At 65.9% G+C, this 20869-nt stretch carries 18 protein-coding genes and 1 pseudogene; 11 read left to right on the forward strand and 8 right to left on the reverse strand.

The features are described 5' to 3' along the window. Positions 1 to 160 precede the first annotated feature (160 nt). Positions 161 to 1651 (forward strand): CpaF family protein, encoded by a 1491-nt coding sequence (locus ACTJI5_RS14925; protein ID WP_058537703.1) that lies wholly within the window; start codon positions 161 to 163, stop codon positions 1649 to 1651. Between the two features lie 81 nt (positions 1652 to 1732). Here ACTJI5_RS14925 and ACTJI5_RS14930 read toward each other — a convergent pair whose 3' ends face one another. Continuing rightward, positions 1733 to 1921 (reverse strand): hypothetical protein, encoded by a 189-nt coding sequence (locus tag ACTJI5_RS14930; RefSeq protein WP_294048476.1) that lies wholly within the window; start codon positions 1919 to 1921, stop codon positions 1733 to 1735. Positions 1922 to 1973: 52 nt separating this feature from the next. On the opposite strand from ACTJI5_RS14930, the gene ACTJI5_RS14935 reads away from it, so the two are divergent. Then, on the forward strand, positions 1974 to 2795 hold the full coding sequence (locus ACTJI5_RS14935; protein ID WP_310257110.1) for a class I SAM-dependent methyltransferase: 822 nt from the start codon (positions 1974 to 1976) through the stop codon (positions 2793 to 2795). Then, entirely contained in the window at positions 2792 to 3583 is a 792-nt protein-coding gene (aat, locus tag ACTJI5_RS14940) for a leucyl/phenylalanyl-tRNA--protein transferase (protein WP_440860931.1), read from the forward strand. The genes ACTJI5_RS14935 and aat overlap by 4 nt, the downstream gene beginning before the upstream one ends. 35 nt (positions 3584 to 3618) lie before the next feature. On the opposite strand, the pseudogene ACTJI5_RS14945 reads toward aat, so the two are convergent. The 4 genes and pseudogenes from ACTJI5_RS14945 to ACTJI5_RS14960 all read right to left on the reverse strand — a co-directional run. Further along, positions 3619 to 3990, reverse strand: a pseudogene (locus ACTJI5_RS14945) (DUF2155 domain-containing protein); the annotation flags it as partial. A gap of 41 nt (positions 3991 to 4031) precedes the next feature. Beyond that, on the reverse strand, positions 4032 to 4418 hold the full coding sequence (locus tag ACTJI5_RS14950; protein WP_037513557.1) for an NADH:ubiquinone oxidoreductase subunit NDUFA12: 387 nt from the start codon (positions 4416 to 4418) through the stop codon (positions 4032 to 4034). A gap of 60 nt (positions 4419 to 4478) precedes the next feature. Beyond that, on the reverse strand, positions 4479 to 4940 hold the full coding sequence (locus tag ACTJI5_RS14955; protein WP_440860868.1) for a DUF192 domain-containing protein: 462 nt from the start codon (positions 4938 to 4940) through the stop codon (positions 4479 to 4481). Between the two features lie 32 nt (positions 4941 to 4972). Then, on the reverse strand, positions 4973 to 5545 hold the full coding sequence (locus ACTJI5_RS14960; RefSeq protein WP_440860869.1) for a regulatory protein RecX: 573 nt from the start codon (positions 5543 to 5545) through the stop codon (positions 4973 to 4975). Positions 5546 to 5724: 179 nt separating this feature from the next. On the opposite strand from ACTJI5_RS14960, the gene ACTJI5_RS14965 reads away from it, so the two are divergent. The 3 genes from ACTJI5_RS14965 (at position 5725) to ACTJI5_RS14975 (ending at position 10805) form a co-directional block, all read left to right on the forward strand. Continuing rightward, positions 5725 to 7476, forward strand: a complete 1752-nt coding sequence (locus ACTJI5_RS14965) for a fatty acyl-AMP ligase (protein WP_440860870.1) — start codon at positions 5725 to 5727, stop codon at positions 7474 to 7476. Positions 7477 to 7586: 110 nt separating this feature from the next. Next, the gene (locus ACTJI5_RS14970; RefSeq protein ID WP_058537697.1) at positions 7587 to 9941 is read left to right on the forward strand and encodes a putative bifunctional diguanylate cyclase/phosphodiesterase; all 2355 of its coding nucleotides are present in this window, start codon (positions 7587 to 7589) and stop codon (positions 9939 to 9941) included. Positions 9942 to 10220: 279 nt separating this feature from the next. Further along, positions 10221 to 10805 (forward strand): CHAP domain-containing protein, encoded by a 585-nt coding sequence (locus ACTJI5_RS14975; protein ID WP_440860871.1) that lies wholly within the window; start codon positions 10221 to 10223, stop codon positions 10803 to 10805. 90 nt (positions 10806 to 10895) lie between these two features. On the opposite strand, the gene ACTJI5_RS14980 is transcribed toward ACTJI5_RS14975, so the two are convergent. Beyond that, positions 10896 to 11162, reverse strand: a complete 267-nt coding sequence (locus ACTJI5_RS14980) for a DUF3297 family protein (protein WP_310257095.1) — start codon at positions 11160 to 11162, stop codon at positions 10896 to 10898. Between the two features lie 81 nt (positions 11163 to 11243). Then, positions 11244 to 13577, reverse strand: a complete 2334-nt coding sequence (locus ACTJI5_RS14985; RefSeq protein ID WP_440860872.1) for a TonB-dependent receptor — start codon at positions 13575 to 13577, stop codon at positions 11244 to 11246. A gap of 408 nt (positions 13578 to 13985) precedes the next feature. On the opposite strand from ACTJI5_RS14985, the gene ACTJI5_RS14990 reads away from it, so the two are divergent. Next, complete coding sequence (locus tag ACTJI5_RS14990; protein WP_440860873.1) at positions 13986 to 14924, forward strand: hypothetical protein; 939 nt, start codon at positions 13986 to 13988, stop codon at positions 14922 to 14924. 11 nt (positions 14925 to 14935) lie between these two features. Further along, a complete protein-coding gene (locus tag ACTJI5_RS14995) occupies positions 14936 to 16570 on the forward strand; it encodes a ShlB/FhaC/HecB family hemolysin secretion/activation protein (protein WP_440860874.1) in 1635 nt (544 codons plus the stop codon). Here the strand turns inward: ACTJI5_RS14995 and ACTJI5_RS15000 are convergent. Then, positions 16542 to 17018 carry a hemerythrin domain-containing protein gene (locus tag ACTJI5_RS15000; protein ID WP_440860875.1) on the reverse strand — a complete coding sequence of 159 codons (477 nt, stop codon included), beginning with the start codon at positions 17016 to 17018 and terminating at the stop codon, positions 16542 to 16544. The two genes, ACTJI5_RS14995 and ACTJI5_RS15000, sit on opposite strands and share 29 nt — an antisense overlap. A gap of 291 nt (positions 17019 to 17309) precedes the next feature. Here ACTJI5_RS15000 and ACTJI5_RS15005 point away from each other — a divergent pair, with 291 nt between their 5' ends. Genes ACTJI5_RS15005 through ACTJI5_RS15015 form a run of 3 tightly spaced genes read left to right on the forward strand, consistent with a single transcriptional unit; the run spans position 17310 to position 20865 of the window. Next, positions 17310 to 18476: a PepSY-associated TM helix domain-containing protein gene (locus tag ACTJI5_RS15005; RefSeq protein ID WP_310257082.1), complete on the forward strand. Its 1167-nt coding sequence runs from the start codon at positions 17310 to 17312 to the stop codon at positions 18474 to 18476. Beyond that, a complete protein-coding gene (locus ACTJI5_RS15010; protein WP_058537690.1) occupies positions 18473 to 18652 on the forward strand; it encodes a hypothetical protein in 180 nt (59 codons plus the stop codon). The genes ACTJI5_RS15005 and ACTJI5_RS15010 overlap by 4 nt, the downstream gene beginning before the upstream one ends. A 44-nt stretch (positions 18653 to 18696) precedes the next feature. Continuing rightward, on the forward strand, positions 18697 to 20865 hold the full coding sequence (locus ACTJI5_RS15015) for a TonB-dependent receptor (protein ID WP_440860876.1): 2169 nt from the start codon (positions 18697 to 18699) through the stop codon (positions 20863 to 20865). Positions 20866 to 20869 lie beyond the last annotated feature (4 nt).

The following is a 20869-nucleotide window of genomic DNA, read 5'->3' on the forward strand; positions in this document are numbered from 1 at the left end:
AGCCCGCATCCTTCACGGATGCGGGCTTTTTTTATGCCCGCGTCGCTTGTCCCCGCCGCATTAGGACAATGTCAAAGTTTCCGGTTTATTCACCGTGTCGGATGGGGGTTCGTCTGCGCTGGCAGCGAAGCTCCCGATGATATGGAAGCAGGATAAACCGATGAGTGCATTCGGACGCCGACCCGGAACCGCTGGCCGCCCCGCCTTTGGCGTGGCCAAGCCGATGCAGACTGGTCCCGGCGTGCCGGGCGGAACCCAGTTCCCCGCGATCGACACCCCGGTCGACATCCCGCAGATGCCGTCGAACCTGACGCCCGAAGAAGAGGCGATGGAGCGGCTGAACCAGCGCTCGACCGCCGAGGCGATGGAGCCCGAAAAGGCGCAAGGGTTCGAAGCATCGGTCCACAAGATCAAGGAACAGGTGCTGCCGCGCCTGCTCGAACGCGTCGATCCCGAAGCGGCGGCGACGCTCAACAAGGATGAGCTGACCGAGGAATTCCGCCCGATCATCCTCGAAGTGCTCGCGGAACTGCGAATCACCCTGAACCGCCGCGAACAGTTCGCGCTCGAAAAGGTGCTCGTCGACGAACTGCTCGGCTTCGGCCCGCTCGAAGAATTACTCGCCGACCCGGACATTTCGGACATCATGGTCAACGGCCCGTACCAGACCTATATCGAACGCAAGGGCCAGCTGGTCATCGCGCCGATCCAGTTCCGCGACGAACAGCATCTGTTCCAGATCGCGCAGCGCATCTGCAACCTCGTCGGCCGCCGCGTCGACCAGACCACCCCGCTCGCCGACGCCCGACTCAAGGACGGCAGCCGCGTCAACGTGATCGTCCCGCCGCTCTCCTTGCGCGGCACCGCGATCTCGATTCGTAAATTCTCGGCCAAACCGATCACGCTCGACATGCTCTGCCAATGGGGCGCGATGAGCCAGAAGATGTGCACCGCGCTGAAGATCGCGGGCGCCAGCCGTTTCAACATCGTCATCTCGGGCGGCACGGGTTCGGGTAAGACGACGATGCTCAACGCCCTCTCCAAGATGATCGACCCCGGCGAGCGCGTGCTGACGATCGAAGACGCCGCCGAACTTCGCCTGCAACAGCCGCACTGGCTGCCGCTCGAAACGCGCCCCGCGAACCTCGAGGGCAATGGCGCGATCCACATGGGCGATCTCGTCAAGAACGCGCTGCGTATGCGTCCCGACCGCATCATCATGGGCGAAGTCCGTGGCGCGGAGTGTTTCGACCTCCTCGCCGCGATGAACACCGGTCACGATGGCTCGATGTGTACGCTCCACAGCAATAGCCCGCGCGAATGCCTCGGCCGTATGGAGAATATGGTGCTGATGGGCGACATCAAGATCCCGAAGGAAGCGATCTCGAAGCAGATCGCCGACTCGGTCGACCTGATCGTCCAGATCAAGCGCCTGCGCGACGGCTCGCGCCGCGTCACCAACGTCACCGAGGTGATCGGCATGGAAGGCGACGTCATCGTCACGCAGGAACTGTTCAAGTTCGAATATCTCGACGAGGACAAGGACGGCAAGATCGTCGGCGAATATCGCGCGATGGGCCTGCGCCCCTATACGCTGGAAAAGGCGCGCCAATATGGCTTTGACCAGCCCTATCTCGAGGCGTGCCTGTAATATTCGTCGCCCCCGCGAAGGCGGGGGCCGCTATCGATCTTGCGCTACACTCCAGCGGCCCCCGCCTTCGCGGGGGCGACGTTATTTCCCGGCCAGCCAGAACGCCGTCGCGAACAGCGCGACGGCGGCCGACGCGAGCGCTATCCCGCGCCACGGCATGAAACCGACCTGTTCGACGTCGCGGCGGTTGTTGCGGCGCCAGCTCGCGATCTCGGCCACGCCGAACAGAATCGCGGCGCCGATCCCTATGGACAGCATGGACACTTGCATTGCCGCGCATCCCTTCGCAAACAGGGCCTTCCCCTGGAGAGAGGTGCCCCATATGCGTTCCCTATTATTGCTTGCAAGTGCTGCCGCCCTGATCGCCGTTCCCGCGACCGCGATGCAGCATGACGCCCACGCCGCGCACAAGGCACAGGACGCGATCGCCGCCGCCGTCGCCGCGCCCACGCGCACCGCGACGAACACGCCGCGCGACAAATATCGCCACCCCGCCGAAACGCTCGCCTTCTTTGGCGTCAAGCCCGGCGACACGGTAGTCGAGCTGTGGCCCGGCGGCGGCTGGTATACCGAAATACTCGCCCCGCTGACCAAATCGGGCGGCGGTACGCTGTATGTCGCGGCGCCGTGGGAACGCGGCCTGAACCGCGTGAAAACCAAGCAGACCGAGAATGCCGAGGTCTATGGCGCGGTAAAGCTCGCCGAATTCCCCCATGCGGGCACGAACCCGAAGGTGCCCGACGGCAGCGCCGACGTCGTGCTGACCTTCCGCAACGTCCACAACTGGCGCTTCGACGGCACAGACAACACCGCGAACGCGTTCAGGCAGATTTTCGCGATGCTCAAACCCGGCGGCACGCTCGGCGTCGTCGAGCACCGCCTCAACGAAAATGACGACAGCGCGAAGGAGGAAAAGTCGGGCTATATGAAGAAGAGCTCGATCGTCGCCTTTGCCGAAGCCGCGGGCTTCAAGCTGGCGGGCGAGAGCGAGATCAACGCCAATCCCAAGGATAGCAAGGATTATCCCAAGGGCGTCTGGACGCTGCCCCCGAACCTGACCGAGGGCGAGACCGACCGCGCAAAATATGTCGCGATCGGCGAATCGGATCGCATGACGCTGAAATTCGTGAAGCCTGCGAGCTGAAACATTTTGAATCCATAGATCCGGCGCTGCTGCTCAGCGCCTATGCGCAGGGCATTTTTCCGATGGCCGACGGGGCGGACGACCCGTCGGTCCATTGGGTCGAACCGCGGCTGCGCGCGATCCTGCCCCTCGATGGCTTTCACCTCTCGCACAGCCTGAAAAAGGTGATCGTGTCGGACCGCTTCCGCGTGACGACCGACACCGCCTTTGCCGATATGGTCGCGCTGTGCGCCGCGCCCGCCGACGACCGGCCGACGACGTGGATCAACCCGGTGATCCGCGCGAGCTACGACCGGTTGTTCCAGCTCGGCCATGCGCACAGCGTCGAATGCTGGCTGGATGGCGAGCTTGCGGGCGGGCTCTACGGCGTGACGCTCGGCCGCGCTTTCTTCGGCGAATCGATGGTCAGCCGCGCGCGCGACGCGTCGAAGGTCGCGCTGGCGCACCTCGTCGCGCGGCTACGCGCCGGCGGCTGGAAATTGCTCGATTGCCAGTTCATCACCCCGCACCTCGCCAGCCTCGGCGCGATCGAGATTCGCCAGGCCGACTATCTTGCGCGGCTCTATTCGGTGTTGGCGGGGGGCGACGGTGCCGCGGCCTTCGGCGCCGGAGCCGGAACGACCGGCGGCGCGACGAGCGTTGCCGTCCCCTCGCCGCCGTTCGTCGCGGGCGACTGGGGCGCCCTCGATGCCTTGGGCGCCGCGGCGGCGCCCGATTTCGGTGCCGAACGCGCGACGGGTTCGCCGCCCGGATATGTCATTGCGCAGCTTTTGACGAAGACGTCATAGATCGGGTGCTGGATGACGTTGCGGTCAGGCCGCTCGCGGAAAATCCAGCCCGAAAAGACGCGATACCATTTGTCGTCGCGCTGATCCTGCACCGTCAGTTGCACGAACGCGCCCGTCTCGGGCGGATCCTCCCACGGCGCGGTCATCTCGCATGCGCGCAGCCGGACGATCGCGCGGCCGACGCGCGCCGTTTCGCCGGGCTTCATTTCGAGCTCGCGGACGAGCCCGTTACGCTTGTTGAGCAGGCCGACGACCGCGACGCGGTCCGCCATCGGGGTTGCGCCTTCGATGCCGCCGACTTCCTGCGGCACGCGTTCGGATTTCGCGATCTGCGGCGCCTTGTCGCTGCCGCCCGCCTTGGTCGCCGGGTTCCGGTCGCAGGCGCCGAGCGACAGCGCGGCGAGCATGGCCAGCCCGGCGGTCGCGGTCAGCCTGGGCACCGCAGCGCTCACTCGGCGCCGGGCCGCCAGGCCTCATAATCGCCGGTCGCGGCGGCGCGCTGGCCGCCGCGTTCGAGCGCACCGGCGGGGCGATAGGCGCCCGTGCTGCCGGTCAGGTTCGGGGTCGCTTCCTTCTCCCATGCGCGCGGCGCGGGAAGGGCATCGGTCGGCAGCTCGTCGAAGGTGCCGTGCAGCCAGCCGTGCCATTCGGGCGGCACGCGGCTCGCGTCGTTCGATCCATTGTACAGCACCCAGCGGCGGCCGCCCTTTTTCGCGCGGAAATAGCGGTTGCCGAGGCTGTCCTCGCCCACCTTCGTGCCGGTGCTCCAGCTGTTCAGCAACGTGCCGACGGTCGCACCGTCCCACCAGGTGAAAATCTTGCCCAAGATGCTCATGGCGTGGCGTTTACAGGCAAGGTAGCGCGGTCTGCAAGCCGCAAACCACGCGGACGGGCGCTATTTTCCATCTTTCCACGTGATCTTGGCGGTCTCGTCGATGCCAAGCTTCGCCGCCGTACCGCCCGCGAGTTCGAGCACCGCCGAAACCTCGCCGCCGCTGACCACCGGTTCGAGCGATTCGGGAATCGTATTTTCGGCGATGCGATCGATGCTGCCGTCGGCGCGGATGAAGAACATATCGAGCGGGATCAGCGTGTTCTTCATCCAGAAGCTGCCGATTCGCGGCTTCGTGAAAGGGAAGATCATGCCGCCGCCCTCGGGCAGGCTGGTGCGGAACATCAGCCCGCGATCCTGTTCCTCGTCGGTGCGCGCAACCTCGACGTTGAAGACATGTGCCTTGCCCGCCGCGGCGATCGTCACCGGGATCGTCGCAACGCTCGCTTCCTCGCTTGCATCGCTACTGCACGCCGCCATCGGCAGCGCGAGCGACAGGGCAAGGGCGGTAAAAATGGCGCGCATCGGCAAATCCTTATCCCGTGATGCCGCCGGACCTAATCGAGCATCGCTTCATCGTCCAGCACCGCCAACGCCGCCTCGTCCCCCGGGGGGACGGCGAGGATGCGGCGCGCGATCGCCATGCTGTGCCCCGCGCGCAGAAAGGCGGCGATTTGCCGCTCGCGCTGTTTCGGATCGTCGGTCGATTGCATCGCGAACGGCCCGAACCGCCGCCGCCGCGCGAATCCGACCGCCGCGGCCACCGCGGCGCCCTCCGCCGTCTCGATCGCCTCGCCGCTGTCTTCCTCCGCGATTCCGTCGACGTACAGCTGCGCCTTGACCCGCCGCACGCCGAGCCCGCGCCGCGTCATCGCGCCCGCACGCATTACGGCATATTGCCGGTCGTCGAGATAGTGCAAACGCTCCATCCGGTCGGCCACCGCCTCGCACGCCGTCATGGCGTCGACATTGTCTATCCATTCGGATTCGCGGACTTTTCGCGACAAATAGCGTGTCAGTTTTGCCCGGCTCGTCGCGAATCGCGCGACATAGGCGAGCGCCAGTTCGTCAAGCTTCGCGGCGCCAAGCGGCCTTTTCGATCGGTCGGAGTGAGCGCGATGCTTGGGCATATGCCATGTTTGTGCCACAGTCGGGCCTGATTGAGAACGATCAACACCGCCATATCGGGCCATAACGCCCGGAAATGGGCGATTGTTCTAACAACACAGGGCTCGCGCACGGTACTATGGCTTCAAAAGATGACATGCTTGTTGCCGCGCGGCCCGTTTCACGGGATGTCGCACCCCCTATGACTCAGATCATCGAAACGCAGGCCGACGCGCTGACGTCGACCCCGACGCTCTGTGCGCAACCGCGCCGCTTTTCGGACTTCGCCACCATCGGCGAGGCGCTCGATTATGCCGCGAACGGTACGCGCGGGCTCAATTTCCACGATCCGCGTGGGCGTCTCGTGCGCCCCTATCCGTACAGCGAACTCAAGGCCGACGCGCTTCGGGCCGCCTATCGGCTGATCGCCGCGGGGGTGAAGCCCGGCGACCGAATCGCGCTGATCGCCGAAACCGGCCCCGAATTCGCCGCGCTCTTCTTCGGCACGATCTACGCCGGCGCCTGGCCGGTGCCGCTGCCGCTGCCGACCAGCTTCGGCGGGCGCGACAGCTATGTCGGCCAGCTCGTCGTGCAGCTTTCCAGCTGCGATCCCACGATGCTCTTCTTCCCGCCCGAAATCGCCGCGATGGCGGTCGAAGCGGCCGAGAAAGAAGGCGTGAAGCCCGTCGACTGGAGCGCGTTCGAACAGAGTCCGGCACCGGTCGCCGCGCTTCCCGAGCAAAAGTCGGACGAGACCTGCTATCTGCAATACAGCAGCGGCTCGACGCGCTTCCCGCACGGCGTCGCCGTCACCCATGCCGCGCTACTCAACAACCTCGCGGCGCACAGCCACGGCATGGAAGTGCGCGACAGCGACCGCTGTATCTCGTGGCTGCCCTGGTATCACGACATGGGCCTCGTCGGCTGCCTGCTCTCGCCCGTCGCGAACCAGGTCTCGGTCGATTATCTCAAGACCGAGGATTTCGCCCGCCGCCCGCTCGCCTGGCTCGATCTGATCAGCCGCAACGAAGGCACGACGCTCAGCTATTCGCCGACCTTCGGTTACGACATCTGCGCGCGCCGCGTGTCGAGCCAGACGCACGTCGCCGACCGCTTCGACCTGTCGCGCTGGCGCGTCGCGGGCAATGGCGCCGACATGATCCGGCCCGACGTGATGCAAAGCTTCGTCGATGCCTTTGCCGACGCGGGTTTCAAGGCGAGTGCCTTCCTGCCGAGCTACGGCCTTGCCGAAGCGACGCTCGCGGTCAGCATCATGCCGCCGGGCGAAGGCATCGTCGTCGAACTGGTCGAGGAAACCGAGCTGTCGGGCGCCGCGAATGATTCGGGCCGGCCGACGCGTTACCGCGCGATCGTCAACTGCGGCCGCGCCGCGCGCGACATGGTGATCGAGGTCCGCGACGAAGCGGGGAACCCGCTGCCCGACCAGACCGTCGGCAAAGTGTGGTGCACCGGCCCGTCGCTGATGACCGGCTATTTCCGCGATCCCGAATCGACCGCCGCCTGCATGAAGGACGGCTGGCTCGACACCGGCGATATGGGTTATTTGTCAGACGGTTACATCTATATCGTCGGCCGCGCCAAGGACATGATCATCATCAACGGCAAGAATCACTGGCCGCAGGATATCGAGTGGGCGGTCGAGCAATTGCCGGGCTTCAAATCGGGCGACATCGCGGCCTTTGCAATCACCGCGCCCGGCGGCGAGGAAACCCCCGCGGTGCTCGTCCAGTGCCGCACCAGCGACGAGGCTGAGCGCCTCGCGCTGCGCGAGACGATTCGCGACCGCGTCCGCGCGATCACCGGCATGAACTGCCTGATCGAACTGATCCCGCCGCGCACGCTGCCGCGGACCAGTTCGGGCAAGCTCAGCCGGTCGAAGGCGCGCGCGCAATATCTGGCCGGGGAAATCCAGCCTTTCGCGATGGCGGCCTGATCAACCCGCTGAACGGCCACGTTTTTCCTGTCCCGACAAGGGACAGAAAACCGTGCCTTGGCGCGCGCTTGGTTACCTTCGGGTAATACCCGCGCGCTAAACCTGCGGGCGTGAAAAGCCTGCTGACCGATCCGATTGCTGCCGAAGTCATTCCTGCGCGGACCCTTTTGGGGCTGGGGCCGCGCGATCAGGACATCGGCAACCTCCGCCAGCTCCAGCTTGCGCCGCTTCGCGGCCGCGGATCGCTGCGCCTGGTGATGGGCATGGGAATGGCGCTCGTTGCGGCTTTCACCATGATCCTCAGCGTGCCGTTGCCGGTCGCCGCCGGCTGGCTGGGCGGCGCGTTGGTCTTCGGCCTCTGGTCGTACAGCAAATTCCGCAACCTCCCGCTCGGCGACCCCAAGCTGTCTGGGGTGGCCGAATATCGGCTGTGCGTGCGGCACGCGCTCTATTCGGCGGTTCTTTGGGGGTCGCCCTTCTGGTTGCAGGGGCTGACGCCGGCGCTCGACCATGTCCTTTCGATGTGGACGATCGCGGTGCTGATGATGGTCACGCTCTCGATCGTCGCGCACAGCGTCCCGCTGGCCTGCGTGCTGTTTATCGGGCCCGTCACCCTGTCGGCTGCCGCCGCGCTGGTGCGCGCCGGCGCGCCCCAGCTGGCCGGCGTGGCGATCGCCGCCGGGCTGCTCCTTTGCGCCTTCTGCGTCCGTTTTGCGCAAAGCCATATCCGCTTTCGCCGCGCCGAAGAGACGCTGCACGAAAAGACCGAAACGGTGAGTTTGCTGCTGCGCGAATTCGAGGAAACCTCGGCCGACTGGCTGTGGCAGACCGACAACAGCCGCCGCCTCGTTCATGTCTCGCCGCGCCTCGCCTATGCGCTCGGCGGCACCGCGGAGACGCTCGAGAACATCCCACTGTTGCAGGCGCTGTCGGGCGATGCCTGGGAAACCGGCCTGTTCCCCAAAAGCCTCCACGACATGGCCGAACGGATGAAACGGCGCGAGAGCTTTTCGAATCTGATCGTGCCGGTCACGATCGGCGGCATGCCGCGCTGGTGGGAATTGTCCGCGTCGCCGCGCCTCGACGAAGCCGGCAAGTTCCTCGGCTTCCGCGGCGTCGGATCGGACGTCACCGAAAAGCGCGCGACCGCCGAACAGATCGCCAAAATGGCGCGCTTCGACAATCTCACCGGCCTGCCCAATCGCCTGAGCCTCAACGAGGATCTGGCGCGCGCGCTGGCGCATGCGCTCGAGGCCAAGTCGCGCTGCGCGCTGCTGATGATCGACCTCGACCGGTTCAAGGCGGTCAACGATACGCTGGGCCACCCCGTCGGCGACAAATTGCTCGCGCAGGTCGCGGCACGGCTGAAGGGCCTGATGGAGCGCGGGATGACCTGCGGCCGGCTCGGCGGCGACGAATTCGCGGTCGTGCTCCACAATGTCGCCTCGGCCGACAGCGCCGAGGATCTCGCGCAGCGGATCATCACGACGATCAGCCGTCCCTATGTGGTCGACAATCACCAGCTGTTCGTCGGCGCCAGCGTCGGCTTCGCGATCGGGCCGACCGATGGCGCGACGGTCGAAACGCTGACCCGCAACGCCGACCTTGCGCTCTACAAGTCCAAGGACAAGGGCGGCAATGTCGTCGCCGCCTATGTCGCATCGTTGCACGCGCAAGCCGAGGAACGGCGCGTGATGGAGCAGGAATTGCGCGGCGCGCTCGAGCGCGGCGAATTCGAACTTTATTACCAGCCGGTGGTGACCGCCGCCGACGGCACATTGAACGGCTTCGAGGCGCTGATCCGCTGGCACAACCAGAAGCTCGGCAATGTGTCGCCGGGCCGCTTCATCCCGCTCGCCGAGGATGCGCGGCTGATCTCGCCGATCGGCGAATGGGTGCTGCGCACCGCGTGCCGCGAAGCGATGAAATGGCCGTCGAACCTGAAGGTCGCGGTCAACGTCTCGGCCGACCAGCTCACCGACCCGAGCTTCGCCTCGGTCGTCGTCTCGGCGCTCGCGCAGAGCGGGCTTTCGCCGCAGCGGCTCGAGATCGAAGTCACCGAAAGCGTCTTCCTGCGCGACGGCGGCGGCGCGGCGCAATTGCTCGACCAGCTCATCGGGCTCGGCATCCGCCTGTCGCTCGACGATTTCGGCACCGGTTATTCGTCGCTCGGTTACCTGCGCAAGACGCAATTCTCGACGATCAAGGTCGACCGCAGCTTCGTCGTCGGCGCGGCGAAGGGCAGCATCGAATCGATCGCGATCATCCGCGCTGTCGTCGCGCTCGCCGATAGCCTCGGCATGTCGACGACCGCCGAGGGAGCAGAAACCGAGCTCGAGGTCGAAACGCTCCGCGGCTTCGGCTGCAGCAATATCCAAGGCTATTATTACGGGCGCCCGATGCCCGCGAGCGACGTGCTGACGCTGTTCCGCGCCCCCGACGATGTGGCGACCGTCGCCGCCTGACAAACCCAAATCGTCGCCCCCGCGCAGGCGGGGGCCGATGTCGTTTTAGACCGCAACATCGGATCAAGGCCGAATGACGGCCCCCGCCTACGCGGGGTCGACGGATTCGATTTGCTCGATAAACCGAAATGCCCGCACGACGAATTGAACGCCTTAACAAAAGGTTCCCCCATCCACCGCATCGACGGCGCGACTCGTCGCTATCCGGGTGGTGTGCCGCGCGGACCGTGGCAAAGACGCTCCAACGCTTGAAGACAAGCCATCGGGGGGTCGCTTTCCATGCCTATTCGTCGTTATCTGGCAGCCGCCATGGCGTCTGTGATGATGATCACCGGCCTGCTCGTCAGCGCGCCCGCCGCGGCACGCGACTATCTGCAGTGCGTCCCCTTTGCCCGCGCCGAATCGGGCGTCGAAATCCGCGGCAACGCCAAGACCTGGTGGGCGCAGGCCGCCGGCACCTATCAGCGCGGCGAAGAGCCCCGCCAGGGCGCCGTGATGGCCTTCGCCGGCACCGGCGGCATGCCGCTCGGCCATGTTGCCGTCGTCAAGAAGATCGTCAGCGACCGTGAAATCCTGATCGACCATGCCAACTGGTCGCCGATCAACGGCCGCCGCGGCCAGATCGAACGCAACGTCCGCGTTGTCGACGTCAGCTCGGATGGCGACTGGAGCATGGTTCGCGTGTGGTACGCGCCGATCGGCGACCTCGGCCTGCGCGCCAATCCGGTGCAGGGCTTCATCTACGCCGACGGCGAAGCGGGCGCACCGAACAAGGCTCCCAGCTTCAAGGCGCCCGTCTGGGCCCAGAACGACTGGAAACCCGGCAACGGCCTCGAATTCGTCGCCGCCTCGCTCGGCCAGTAAGCCCGAACGACATTCGGCAAGCGCATCGCGCACAAAGAAAGCCCCGGATCGCTCCGGGGCTTTTCTTTATGCGCTGTGACGCCGGTGTGTTTAGGCTTCGTCGCCTTCGCCGCTGGCGGCGGTGTCTTCGAACCAGGCTTCGACCTCGCCCGACAGCTTGATCGTCATCGCCTGGCCAAAGCGGTCCTTCGACTTGCCCGCGGCGACGCGGATCCAGCCTTCGGAGATCGAATATTCCTCGACGTCGGTGCGCTCCTTGCCCTTGAAGCGGATTCCGATGCCACGCTGCAGCACCTCCATGTCGAAATGGGGCGAGCGCGGATTGGTCGACATGCGGTCGGGGGGCGTATCGGTCATGACTATATTTCCCAAAAAATGATGGCGCGGCCCTAGCTGGACCGCGCCATCATCGTCAATCGTTGAGAAGCGACGTCGGGTCTAGAACCCGGCCTTCAACGTCACAAAGAACTGCTGCGGCGCGCCCGTCAGCAAGGTCTGACTATCACCGCGGTTGGCGAAGCCGTTGGTGCCGATCGTCGACACATATTCCTTGTCGAACAGGTTCGTCGCATTGGCCTGGATCGAGATGCGGTCGTTGAGCCGGTATCCGATGCTGGCGTCGACGATCACGAACCCGCCGACTTCGGCGTCATTCTCGTAGGAATAATAGCGCTTCGACGTGTAGTTGGCGCCGACGCGCGCGAAGAAATCGCCATTGTCCCAGGTGATTTCGCCCTTGGCGAGATGCCTCGGCGAATTGACCACCGTCTTGCCCGCGGTCGCCGCGACCACCCCGCCCGCCGCATTGACGACATCGTCCTGATATTCGGAGTCGTTGTAGGCATAGGAAGCGAAGAGCGAGAGTTCGGGGGTGACGCGGAACGTGCCCGCCGCCTCGACGCCCCACGAACGGACGTCGCCGACGTTGCTCAGGATCGCCGGATTACCCTGAATGCCCGACCCGTTGGCGAAGGCGATGATGCGATCCTTGAAGTCGACATAATAGCCCGCGATCACGCCCTGAAAGCGGGGCGATTTGGTGCGGAAACCGAGTTCGTAGGTGGTCGAGGTTTCGGGTTTGAGGTCGAGCGCGTCGAAACCCGCCTGCGTCGTGGCGAAGGGACCGCCGGTCGCCGACGATTCGAAGGCGCGGATATTTTCGGTGTAGCTCGCGAACAGCTCGTTATCGTCGTTGAGGCGATAGAGCAGCCCCGCCTGCGGCAGGAACCAGTCCTTCGCCTCGGTTTTCCCCGACGCGAGCCCGCCGCGCACGATCGGCGTCGCAAGGTTGGTGACGCGCAGCCCCTTCCAGCCCGCATTGATCTGGAAGCTGCCGAGGTCGAGCGTGTCCTGGACATGATATTGCAGCGTCTGGGTGTTGAAATCGAACTCCCACTGCGTCGCGAGCGGGTCCTTCGGGAATTTCAGGCTGCCGCGGCTCGGCGCGCCGGTCGTATTGGCAAGGCCATAGAAACGCCGCGCCTGATTGAAGGCGTTGTCCTCGTACCACATGCCGATTTCGAACTTGTTGTTGCCGACCTCGAACAGGCTGGAGGTGACGATGCCATAGCGTTCGATGTCATATTCGGTGGTGCGGATCGTCATCGGCGCGCCGCCGGGGGTCGTGACATAGGGCGTGAACCACAGCCCGCGGCCCTTGTTGCCATGGTAATAGCCCATCGCCTTCAGCGTCCAATATTCGCCGAGCGGCGCCTCGACGCCGACGCCGGCCAGCCAGTCCTTGCGCAGTCCTGAAGCGTCATAATAGGCGTCGTCAACCGTCGCGACCGGCGCCGGGAATGCCTCGCCGGCCCCGGCATAGGGCGCGACATAGGGCGTTCCGAGCGGCAGGCTGCCATTGGCGACGCCGGCGTTATAGGCCGCGCGCGCGACCTGATTCTGATAGACTTTGGCGACCTGGACCGCCGTGTCCCAATCCTTGGCAAAATTGTCCCACTGATAACCGAGGCGGCCGATCATGTCGGCGGAGAGGTCCTGATAGTCATTCTCGCGGCGGTTCGAATAGTTGACGAAGCCGAAGAACTGGCCGTCGCCCACCGGCTGGACGATGCGCGCGTTGACCTGATCCTGACGCTGGACGCCATTGCCCTTCCACTTGTCGGCATCAGCCCAAGCATAGCTCAGCGACAGGCGCGGGCCACCCGGCGCGATCTCGCCGCTGTCGATGCGCGCGAAGATACGCTTGGTCTCGTCGCTGCCATAGGTGCCCGACACGTCGACGCCGAGGTCTTCGGCCGGTTCGCGCGAGAAAAATTCGATCGTGCCGCCAAGGTTGCTCGTCGACGCCGCCGCGAGCGAGCCCGCGCCCTGCGCGACTTCGACGCGGCCGACATTCTCGCTGATGATCGCGCGGCTGATGTGCAGGCCGTTGTGGTTGCCGTAATTCATGTCGCCGAGCGGGACGCCGTCGAGCGTGAAGCCGAGCTGGTTCTGGCTGAAACCGCGGATCGAGATGCGTGCCGACCATTCATAGGCGCCGAACGGATCGGCCGCCTGGAAATTGACCCCGGGCAGCTTGTCGATGGCCTTGAGCGGGCTGATCCCCGACACTTCGAGCGCGATGTCGGCGGCGCCCAGTTCCTGCACCTGACGCGCCTGACCCTGCCCGAGCACGACGATCTCCGCGACATCGGCGCTATCGGCCGCATCCGCCGCGGCGTCTTCGGCAAAGGCCGGCGTCGCGGCCAGCACGGCGAGCGCAGCGATCGAGGCGGCCCCGGCGCGCAGGCGGCTCCTGAACTGAGTGGTCATCGATGGATCCCCTTTTCCCGGTCGCGAAATGGCGCCGGGGTCGCGGGGGCATAGGCGGGCGATATTGCTGCGCTGCGGCGAAGGCGTGACAACGCGATGACGGAAAGAAGAAGGATAAGCGGCAATCGCGCCAAACTTGCGACGGGAACTTTTTACATAAATCAATTTGCGAAAATCATGTGCCTTGATGGATCACATATTGACGACGCCAAGTTAGCTTGAAGAACGAACTACAGAAAAATTTTAGTTAACACCTTGCCACTCATTGCAAGGAAACGCGTAGTATCTCCTAATTTACTAGTTTATATGTTCGGTTAATAACAATTAATTTCAACAACAAAGGGAACTTTGGAGTTCGTTTGGGAATATGGGGTCCAGGGACCAGATCATGTACGAAGGGGATATCTCATGCCTTTCTTCCGTCTTGAACTCCGCCCGGCCCATCTCATTCTCATCCCGGCGTGCTTCGCGCTCGCGGCCTGCGAATCGTCGGGCAGTTACCGCGTCGGCAGCGTCGGCAGCGGCGGGGCAACCGGCACCGTCGGCCCGGCCGGCGCGCCCGGTCCGGCCGGGGCAACCGGCGCGACCGGTCCCGCGGGCCCGGCGGGTAGCGGCCTCGGCCTTGGCAGCGCGGGGGCGCTCGCGGTTGGCGGTCTCGTCGGCCCCGGCGGCGTCGCGGGTACGGGCCTGCTCGCCAACACCGGCGATCCCGCCAGCACCAATCCGGTGATCGGCGGCGTGCTCGTCAAGACGGGCGGGCTCGTCAATGTCATCGCCGACAAGGGACTGCTGCTCGCCAGCGCGGTCGACGGCAAGGTGCCCGGCAACAGCAACCTCGTCGGCACCGTCGTCGGCGTCGTCAAAAGCACCGGGGTCGCGCTCGTCCAGACCGGCAATGGCCAGCAATATCTGGTCGACGGCCTCGCCGCCGCCCCCGGCCAGCTGATCACCGCAACGATCGGCAAGGCCACCGCGATCGGCAGCCCCACCGCCTCGCCGCTGATCGGCGCGAGCATCCTCTCGCCCGGCCAGCAGAACGGCAGCCTGCTGACCGTCGGCGTCGGTTCGGGCGGCCAGCTCGTCACGCTCCAGCCCGGAACCGGCGGCAATCTGCTCGGCGGCGCCACCGGCGGCCTGACCGGCCGCACGCCCGGCGGCAGCCCCGTCGGATCGCCCGTCACGCTGGTCAGCAACGTCGTCGCCACTGCGACCGGCGCGCTCGGACAAGTGGGCGGCGGCGCGACGGACGGCGGCACCGCGGTCGATCCCGTCACCGGCCTCGTCACCGGGGTCACCGGCACCGTCGGGGGCGTCCTCGGCGGTCTGAAACCGAAGCGCGGCAACTGAAGCCGCACCCTATGCGCCCATTGCGCAACGCCTGCGCCGCGGCGGCGGCGGGAGCCCTGCTCCTCCCCGCCGCGGCGCTCGCGGCCCAGCCCGCGGCGACACCGCTCGACGGCCGCCCGCCCCTCGCGCCCGACCGCAGCCGCGACCCGCTTCCCGATCCCGAGGCCAATCCGCTCTCGCTCGGCAAGGTCGAACTCGGCGCGCGGCCCGACATCACCATCCGCGAAATTCGCTTCCTTGGTGCGGGCGTGCCCGCGAATGTCGGCCGCGCGGCGCAACGCTTCGTCGGCAAGCGCGCATCGGCGGACAATCTCGCGAAGCTCGCCGCGGCGATGACGCGCGCCTATAATCGCTCGAGCGTCGCGCTCTTCACGCTCGTCATCCCCGAGCAGGATCTGTCGGGCGGCGTCGTCACCGTCGCCTCGGCCGAGGGCTATATCGGCTCGGTGACGCTGAGCGGCGAGCGCGAGAGCGGCCCCGCGCCGCTCGTCGGCAGGATGGCCCGGAGCCTCACTGGCCAGCGCCCGCTACCGCGCGCGCGCTTCGAGCGCGCGCTTGGCAATATCGCCGACATTCCGGGCCTTACCGTCACCCCGTCGCTCGCGCTCGGCGGCGCGCAGGGCGCGGTCGCGCTCGACCTCGCAATCGACGCGAAGAAACCGACGATCGGCCTCGGCTTCACGACGCGCACCAGCCAGTTCGTGAACGACGGCATCGTCGAGGCGAACGCACGCGGCACCAGTCTCATCCGCAGCGGCGATGAAACGCGGCTCACCGGCGCCGCGGCGGTCAACCTCAAATCCTTGCTCTATATGGCAGCGAGCCATTCGACCCCGATCGGCGCCGGCGGCACGCGCGCAGAGCTGTCGGCCGCGGCGCTCCGCACGCGCCCCAAGGGGCTCGCGATCGACGGCGAGGCGTGGAGCGCGGGGCTGGGGGTTACCCATCCGCTGATCCGCGCGACGCGCCGCAATTTGGTCGCCGCGGCGCGGATCGACTATCTCGATTCGAAAAACGCGCTGTTCGGCTCGACGATCGCCGCCGAGAAGACCTGGACGGCAAGCGGCGGCCTCGCCTTTCGCCTCAGCGAAGAGCGCACCGTCGTCGGCGCGCGCCTCGGCGGTGCCAAGGGTCTCGATTTCGCGGGCGCGCGCGTCGATCCCGGCGTCGGCGAGGCCGGCTTCCTCTATGCCGACGCCAGCATCGAGGCGAATCAGGCGATCGGCAAAGCGCTCGTCGTCCGCGCCGCCGCAACGGGGCGCTGGACGCGCGACCGCCTGCCCGCGGCGCAGCGCTTCAGCGTCGGCGGCGCGACTTTCGGCCGCGCGTTCGACGACGGGCTGGTCAATGGCGACCGCGGCTATGCCACCTTCGGCGAACTCGCGCTGCGCCCGCTGCGCGGCGGCAAGCTGGCGAAGAGCGAAATCTACAGCTTCGTCGATTATGCCGACGTCACCCTGCTCGCGCGCACCGCGATCCCCAGAACCAATTTCCGGCTCGGCAGCTGGGGCGGCGGCGTGCGTCTTTCCTATTCGGAAAATGCGACGATCGGCTTCGAACTCGCCGATGCGTGGAACCAGCCGGTGCCCGGCTATGATCAGGACTGGCGCGTCGCGCTCAGCTGGAAATTGTCGCTTCGTCCGTGATCGCCGGGCCGAGCGCCGCGGCCGCGACATAAAGCTTGTCGGCGAGCGGGTAGAGCTCGCGTTCCTCGCGTTCGACCCGCATCGCCAGCACGTCGAAGATCGCCGCCGTCTCTCGGCCGAATTCCGCCCATTTGGCCTCGACCCTTTTGGGCTCCCATTTGTCGTCATAGGCGACATATTCTGCCGCCAGATCGCCCATTTCCAATTCGAATTCGTTCGTGATCCGCATCAGGTCGGGGTCGCCGGTCGCCCGCAGGCGCGGATAGAGGATCCAGTCCTCGCATTTCAGGTGGCGCACCAGCATCTCGCGAAGCCGTCCGCGCGCTGCCGTCAGCTCGGTCAGCTGCGGCGGGCCGGGAGTATTGGTCAGTTCGGTCACGATCCGCGCCAGCGCGATCAGCGCCGTATGCTCGGCGCGCAGTCGCTCTATTTCGTGGCTCAAAGGCATAGCTGCTCCAAGCGATACGAGCGGGTCCCTCGGGTGTCATCTTGAGGGCACCGCAATCCGAAAGCAAATTGATATTTGATAGGTTCGAAACGCGCGAAGGGTTCGCACCACAATGCAGCCTCTTCGTACATCTCCCCGGCCCCGGGGCGACCAACGGCCGTCATTGACTGGCCCGATCTATGGCATAGCTGGCCCGAACGATGGGGTTCCAGCCGCAAAGGCGGTTGTCAATTGCGGGGTCAGGCCATAGGGCGCTATTGATTTTCCTTCGCAATAGCAGCGGCCCCTGTCATGCAACGATCGACCATCCGGACATGGTTCCTGATCCACAAATGGACGAGCATCGTCTGCACCGGCTTTTTGCTGATGCTGTGCGTCACCGGGCTGCCGCTGATCTTTCACGATGAAATCGACGCGCTGACCGAGGACATGCCGAACTATGGCATGCCCGGCGTCGGGTCGTCGGGCGAGGCCCCCGGCCTCAAACCGCTCGACGAAATGCTCGCAAAGGCGCTCGCCGCGCGGCCGGGCGAGGTGCCCGTCTTCATGGCGTTCGACAATGAGCAGCCGTCGATGACGATCACCACCGCACCGCGCGCCGATTCCCCGGCGGAGGACATGACGATCCAGATCCTCGACCGCTCGACCGGCGCGGCCACCGCGACCGTCGACGAAAGCGGCGTGATGCATTTCCTGCTCCAGCTTCACACCGACATGTTCCTCGGGCTGCCCGGCATGCTCTTCCTCGGGCTGATGGGGCTGCTCTTTGTGATCGCGATCGTCTCGGGCGTCGTCCTCTACGCGCCCTTCATGAAAAAGCTCGACTTCGGCACCTTGCGCACCTCGCGCAGCCGCCGCGTCAAATGGCTCGACTATCACAATCTGCTCGGCATCGTCGCGCTCGCGTGGATGACCGTCGTCGGCGCGACCGGGGTGATCAACGCGCTCGCCACCCCGATCTTCGAATATTGGCAGCGGACCGAGCTGGCCGAGATGACGAAGACCTACGCCGGCAAGGGCGCGGTGCCCCCCGAAAATTATGGCTCGATCGACAAGGCGATGGCCGCGGCGCGCAAGGAGATTCCCGGCAACAATCCGCAGTTCATCGCCTTCCCGGGCGGCGCGTTCAGCAGCAAGCATCATTATGCCGTCTTTTTCCAGGGCGACACGCCGCTCACCGAACGCCTGCTCACCGCGGCGCTGATCGATGCCGAGACGGGCGACTTCACCGACGCGCGCCCGATGCCCTGGTACGCCAAGGCGCTCGCGCTGTCGCAGCCGCTGCATTTCGGCGACTATGGCGCGCTGCCGCTCAAATTGCTCTGGGCGGTCCTGACCGTCTTCACGATGATCATACTCGGATCGGGCCTCTATCTCTGGCTCGGCAAGCGCCGCTTCGGAACCGACGCGCTCGTGCGTGAGGTCGAGAGCGGCGGCACATTGCAGCCCGCCGAATGAAGAAGAGCCAAGGCCTCCGCGCGATCTTCGCCGTCCCGCTGCTGCTCGCGACCGTCAGCATCGTCGGGCTCGTCGTCGCGCTGACCGGCGACGGATGGCGCGATGCGATGTCGTGGGCCGCGCTCGCCATACCCGTATTTGCCGTCGGCTGGGCCATGCGCGCGCGCCGAACCTGACCAATTTCCGCGCGGGACAGGGCCGCGCACGTAGGGGAATAAACATGACCAGACCGACCTTCCGCACCGCGCTGGAGCTGACCGCCGCCACCGCCGTGATCGCCATTGCGACGCCCGCGATGGCGCAGGATGATGCCGGCGCCGACGAGATCCTCGTCACCGCGCAGCGCAACAACCAGACCAAGGTCACCAGCGGCGGCAATGTCGGCGTCTTCGGCACCAAGGCGGCCGAGGACATTCCGTTCAACATCCGCAGCTATAACGAAGCGCTGATCCTCAACCAGCAGCCCGATTCGCTCGGCGAAGTGCTGGAGAATGATCCCACCGTCCGCACCGCGCTCGGCTTCGGTATCGCGGGCGAAGTCTTCGTCATCCGCGGCTTCGACCTGTCGTCCGACGACGTCGGCTTCGACGGCCTCTATGGCATCACCCCGCGCCAGATCGTCGCGCCCGAACTCGTCTCCTCGGTGCAGGTCATCAACGGCGCCAGCGCCTTCCTCAACGGCGCCGCCCCGGGTGGCAGCGGCATCGGCGGCAGCGTCAACCTGCTCCCCAAAAAGGCCGAGCGCGACGTGATCCGCGCGACGCTCGGCTATACCTCTGCCGCGCACCTCTCGGGCGCGGTGGACGTCGCGCGCCGCTTCGGCGCGAACGGCGAGTGGGGGCTGGGCATCAACGGATCGGCGCGCCGCGGCGACATCGCGATCGACGACGAGTTCCACTCGAGCTACGTCCTTGGCGCCACGCTCGATTACAACAATGGCCCGCTGCGCGCTGCATTGAACCTCAACTACCAGCGGCTGAACCAGACATACTGGCGCGGCCAGGTCGGCATCGGCGGGGTGATCCCGCGCGTTCCGCACGCCGACACCAATTATTCGCAGCCGTGGAGCCAGATCCTGACCAAGGATTATTTCGGCACCTTCAGCCTCGAATATGACCTGTCCGACGCCGCGATGCTCTATGCCAAGGTCGGCGCGCGCGACGGGCGCGAGGATCAGACCACCGCGGGCATCACCCTCAACGATCCGGTCACCGGCGCCGCGACGGGCAGCGGCTCGTACGTGCCGCGCGAAGACAATAATGAATCGGCGACCGCCGGCATCCGCATCAAGCTCGAAGGCGGCGGCATGAGCCACGAGATCAACGCCGGCGCCGCGGTGAGCTGGCAGGTCAACCGCAACGCCTTCGACTTTGGGGCCTCCTATCCCGCCAATCTCTATGACCCGGTCATCGTGCCCGCGCCGACGCCCGGCGGTTTCGTCGGCGGCGACCTCGACAATGTGTTCCCGATCGGCCGTAACCGCGTGGCGAGCGTCTTCTTCTCGGACACGCTCGGGTTGCTCGACGACCGCATCCTGATCACCGGCGGCCTGCGCCTGCAGGAGATCAAGACGACCTCCTATTCCTATACCGACGGCGCCCGCACGGGCGGCTACAAGGAATCGGCGGCGACCCCGGTTCTCGGCCTCGTCGTCAAGCCGGCCCCCGGGCTTTCGCTCTACGGCAACCGCATCGAGGGTCTGGTGGCAGGCTCCGTCGCGCCGCTCACGATCGATGACGGCAACGGCAACGCCATCCCCGTCGTCAACCGCGGCGCGGTGCTGCCGCCGGTCAAGTCGACGCAATATGAAGTCGGCGGCAAGCTCAACTTCGGCCGCTTCAACGCGGGTCTCGCGCTGTTCCAGATCGACAAGCCCAACAGCTTCGTCGACCCCGACACGCTGGTCTATGGCAATTACGGCACCCAGCGGAACCGCGGTGTCGAGATCACGCTCGACGGCGAGCCGGTCGACGGCCTCCGCATCATCTCGGGCCTGACCTTCAACGACGCCAAGCTGCGCCGGACCGAGGGCGGCGTGAACGAAGGCAAGGACGCGGTCGGCGTGCCCGAAGTGCTCGCCAACGCGAATGTCGAATGGGATCTTCCCTTCCTGCCCGCGCTGACGCTCGTCGGCCGCGTCGTCTACACCGGCAAGCAGGCCGTGGACTCGGCCAACACGCTCGAACTCGATAGCTGGACGCGCTTCGACCTTGGCGCGCGCTATGTCGCGCTGGTCGGCGACACCCCGCTGACGCTGCGCTTCAACGTCGATAATGTCGCGGACAAGCGCTATTGGGCCACAGCCTATAACGCGTTCAGCGCTTTCGGCTCGCGGCTGCTCCAGGGCGGCCCGCGCACCTTCAAGGCATCGGCCTCGATCGAATTCTGAACGG

The sequence above is a fragment of the Sphingopyxis sp. 22461 genome (genome assembly GCF_052044915.1).
GTDB lineage: Bacteria > Pseudomonadota > Alphaproteobacteria > Sphingomonadales > Sphingomonadaceae > Sphingopyxis.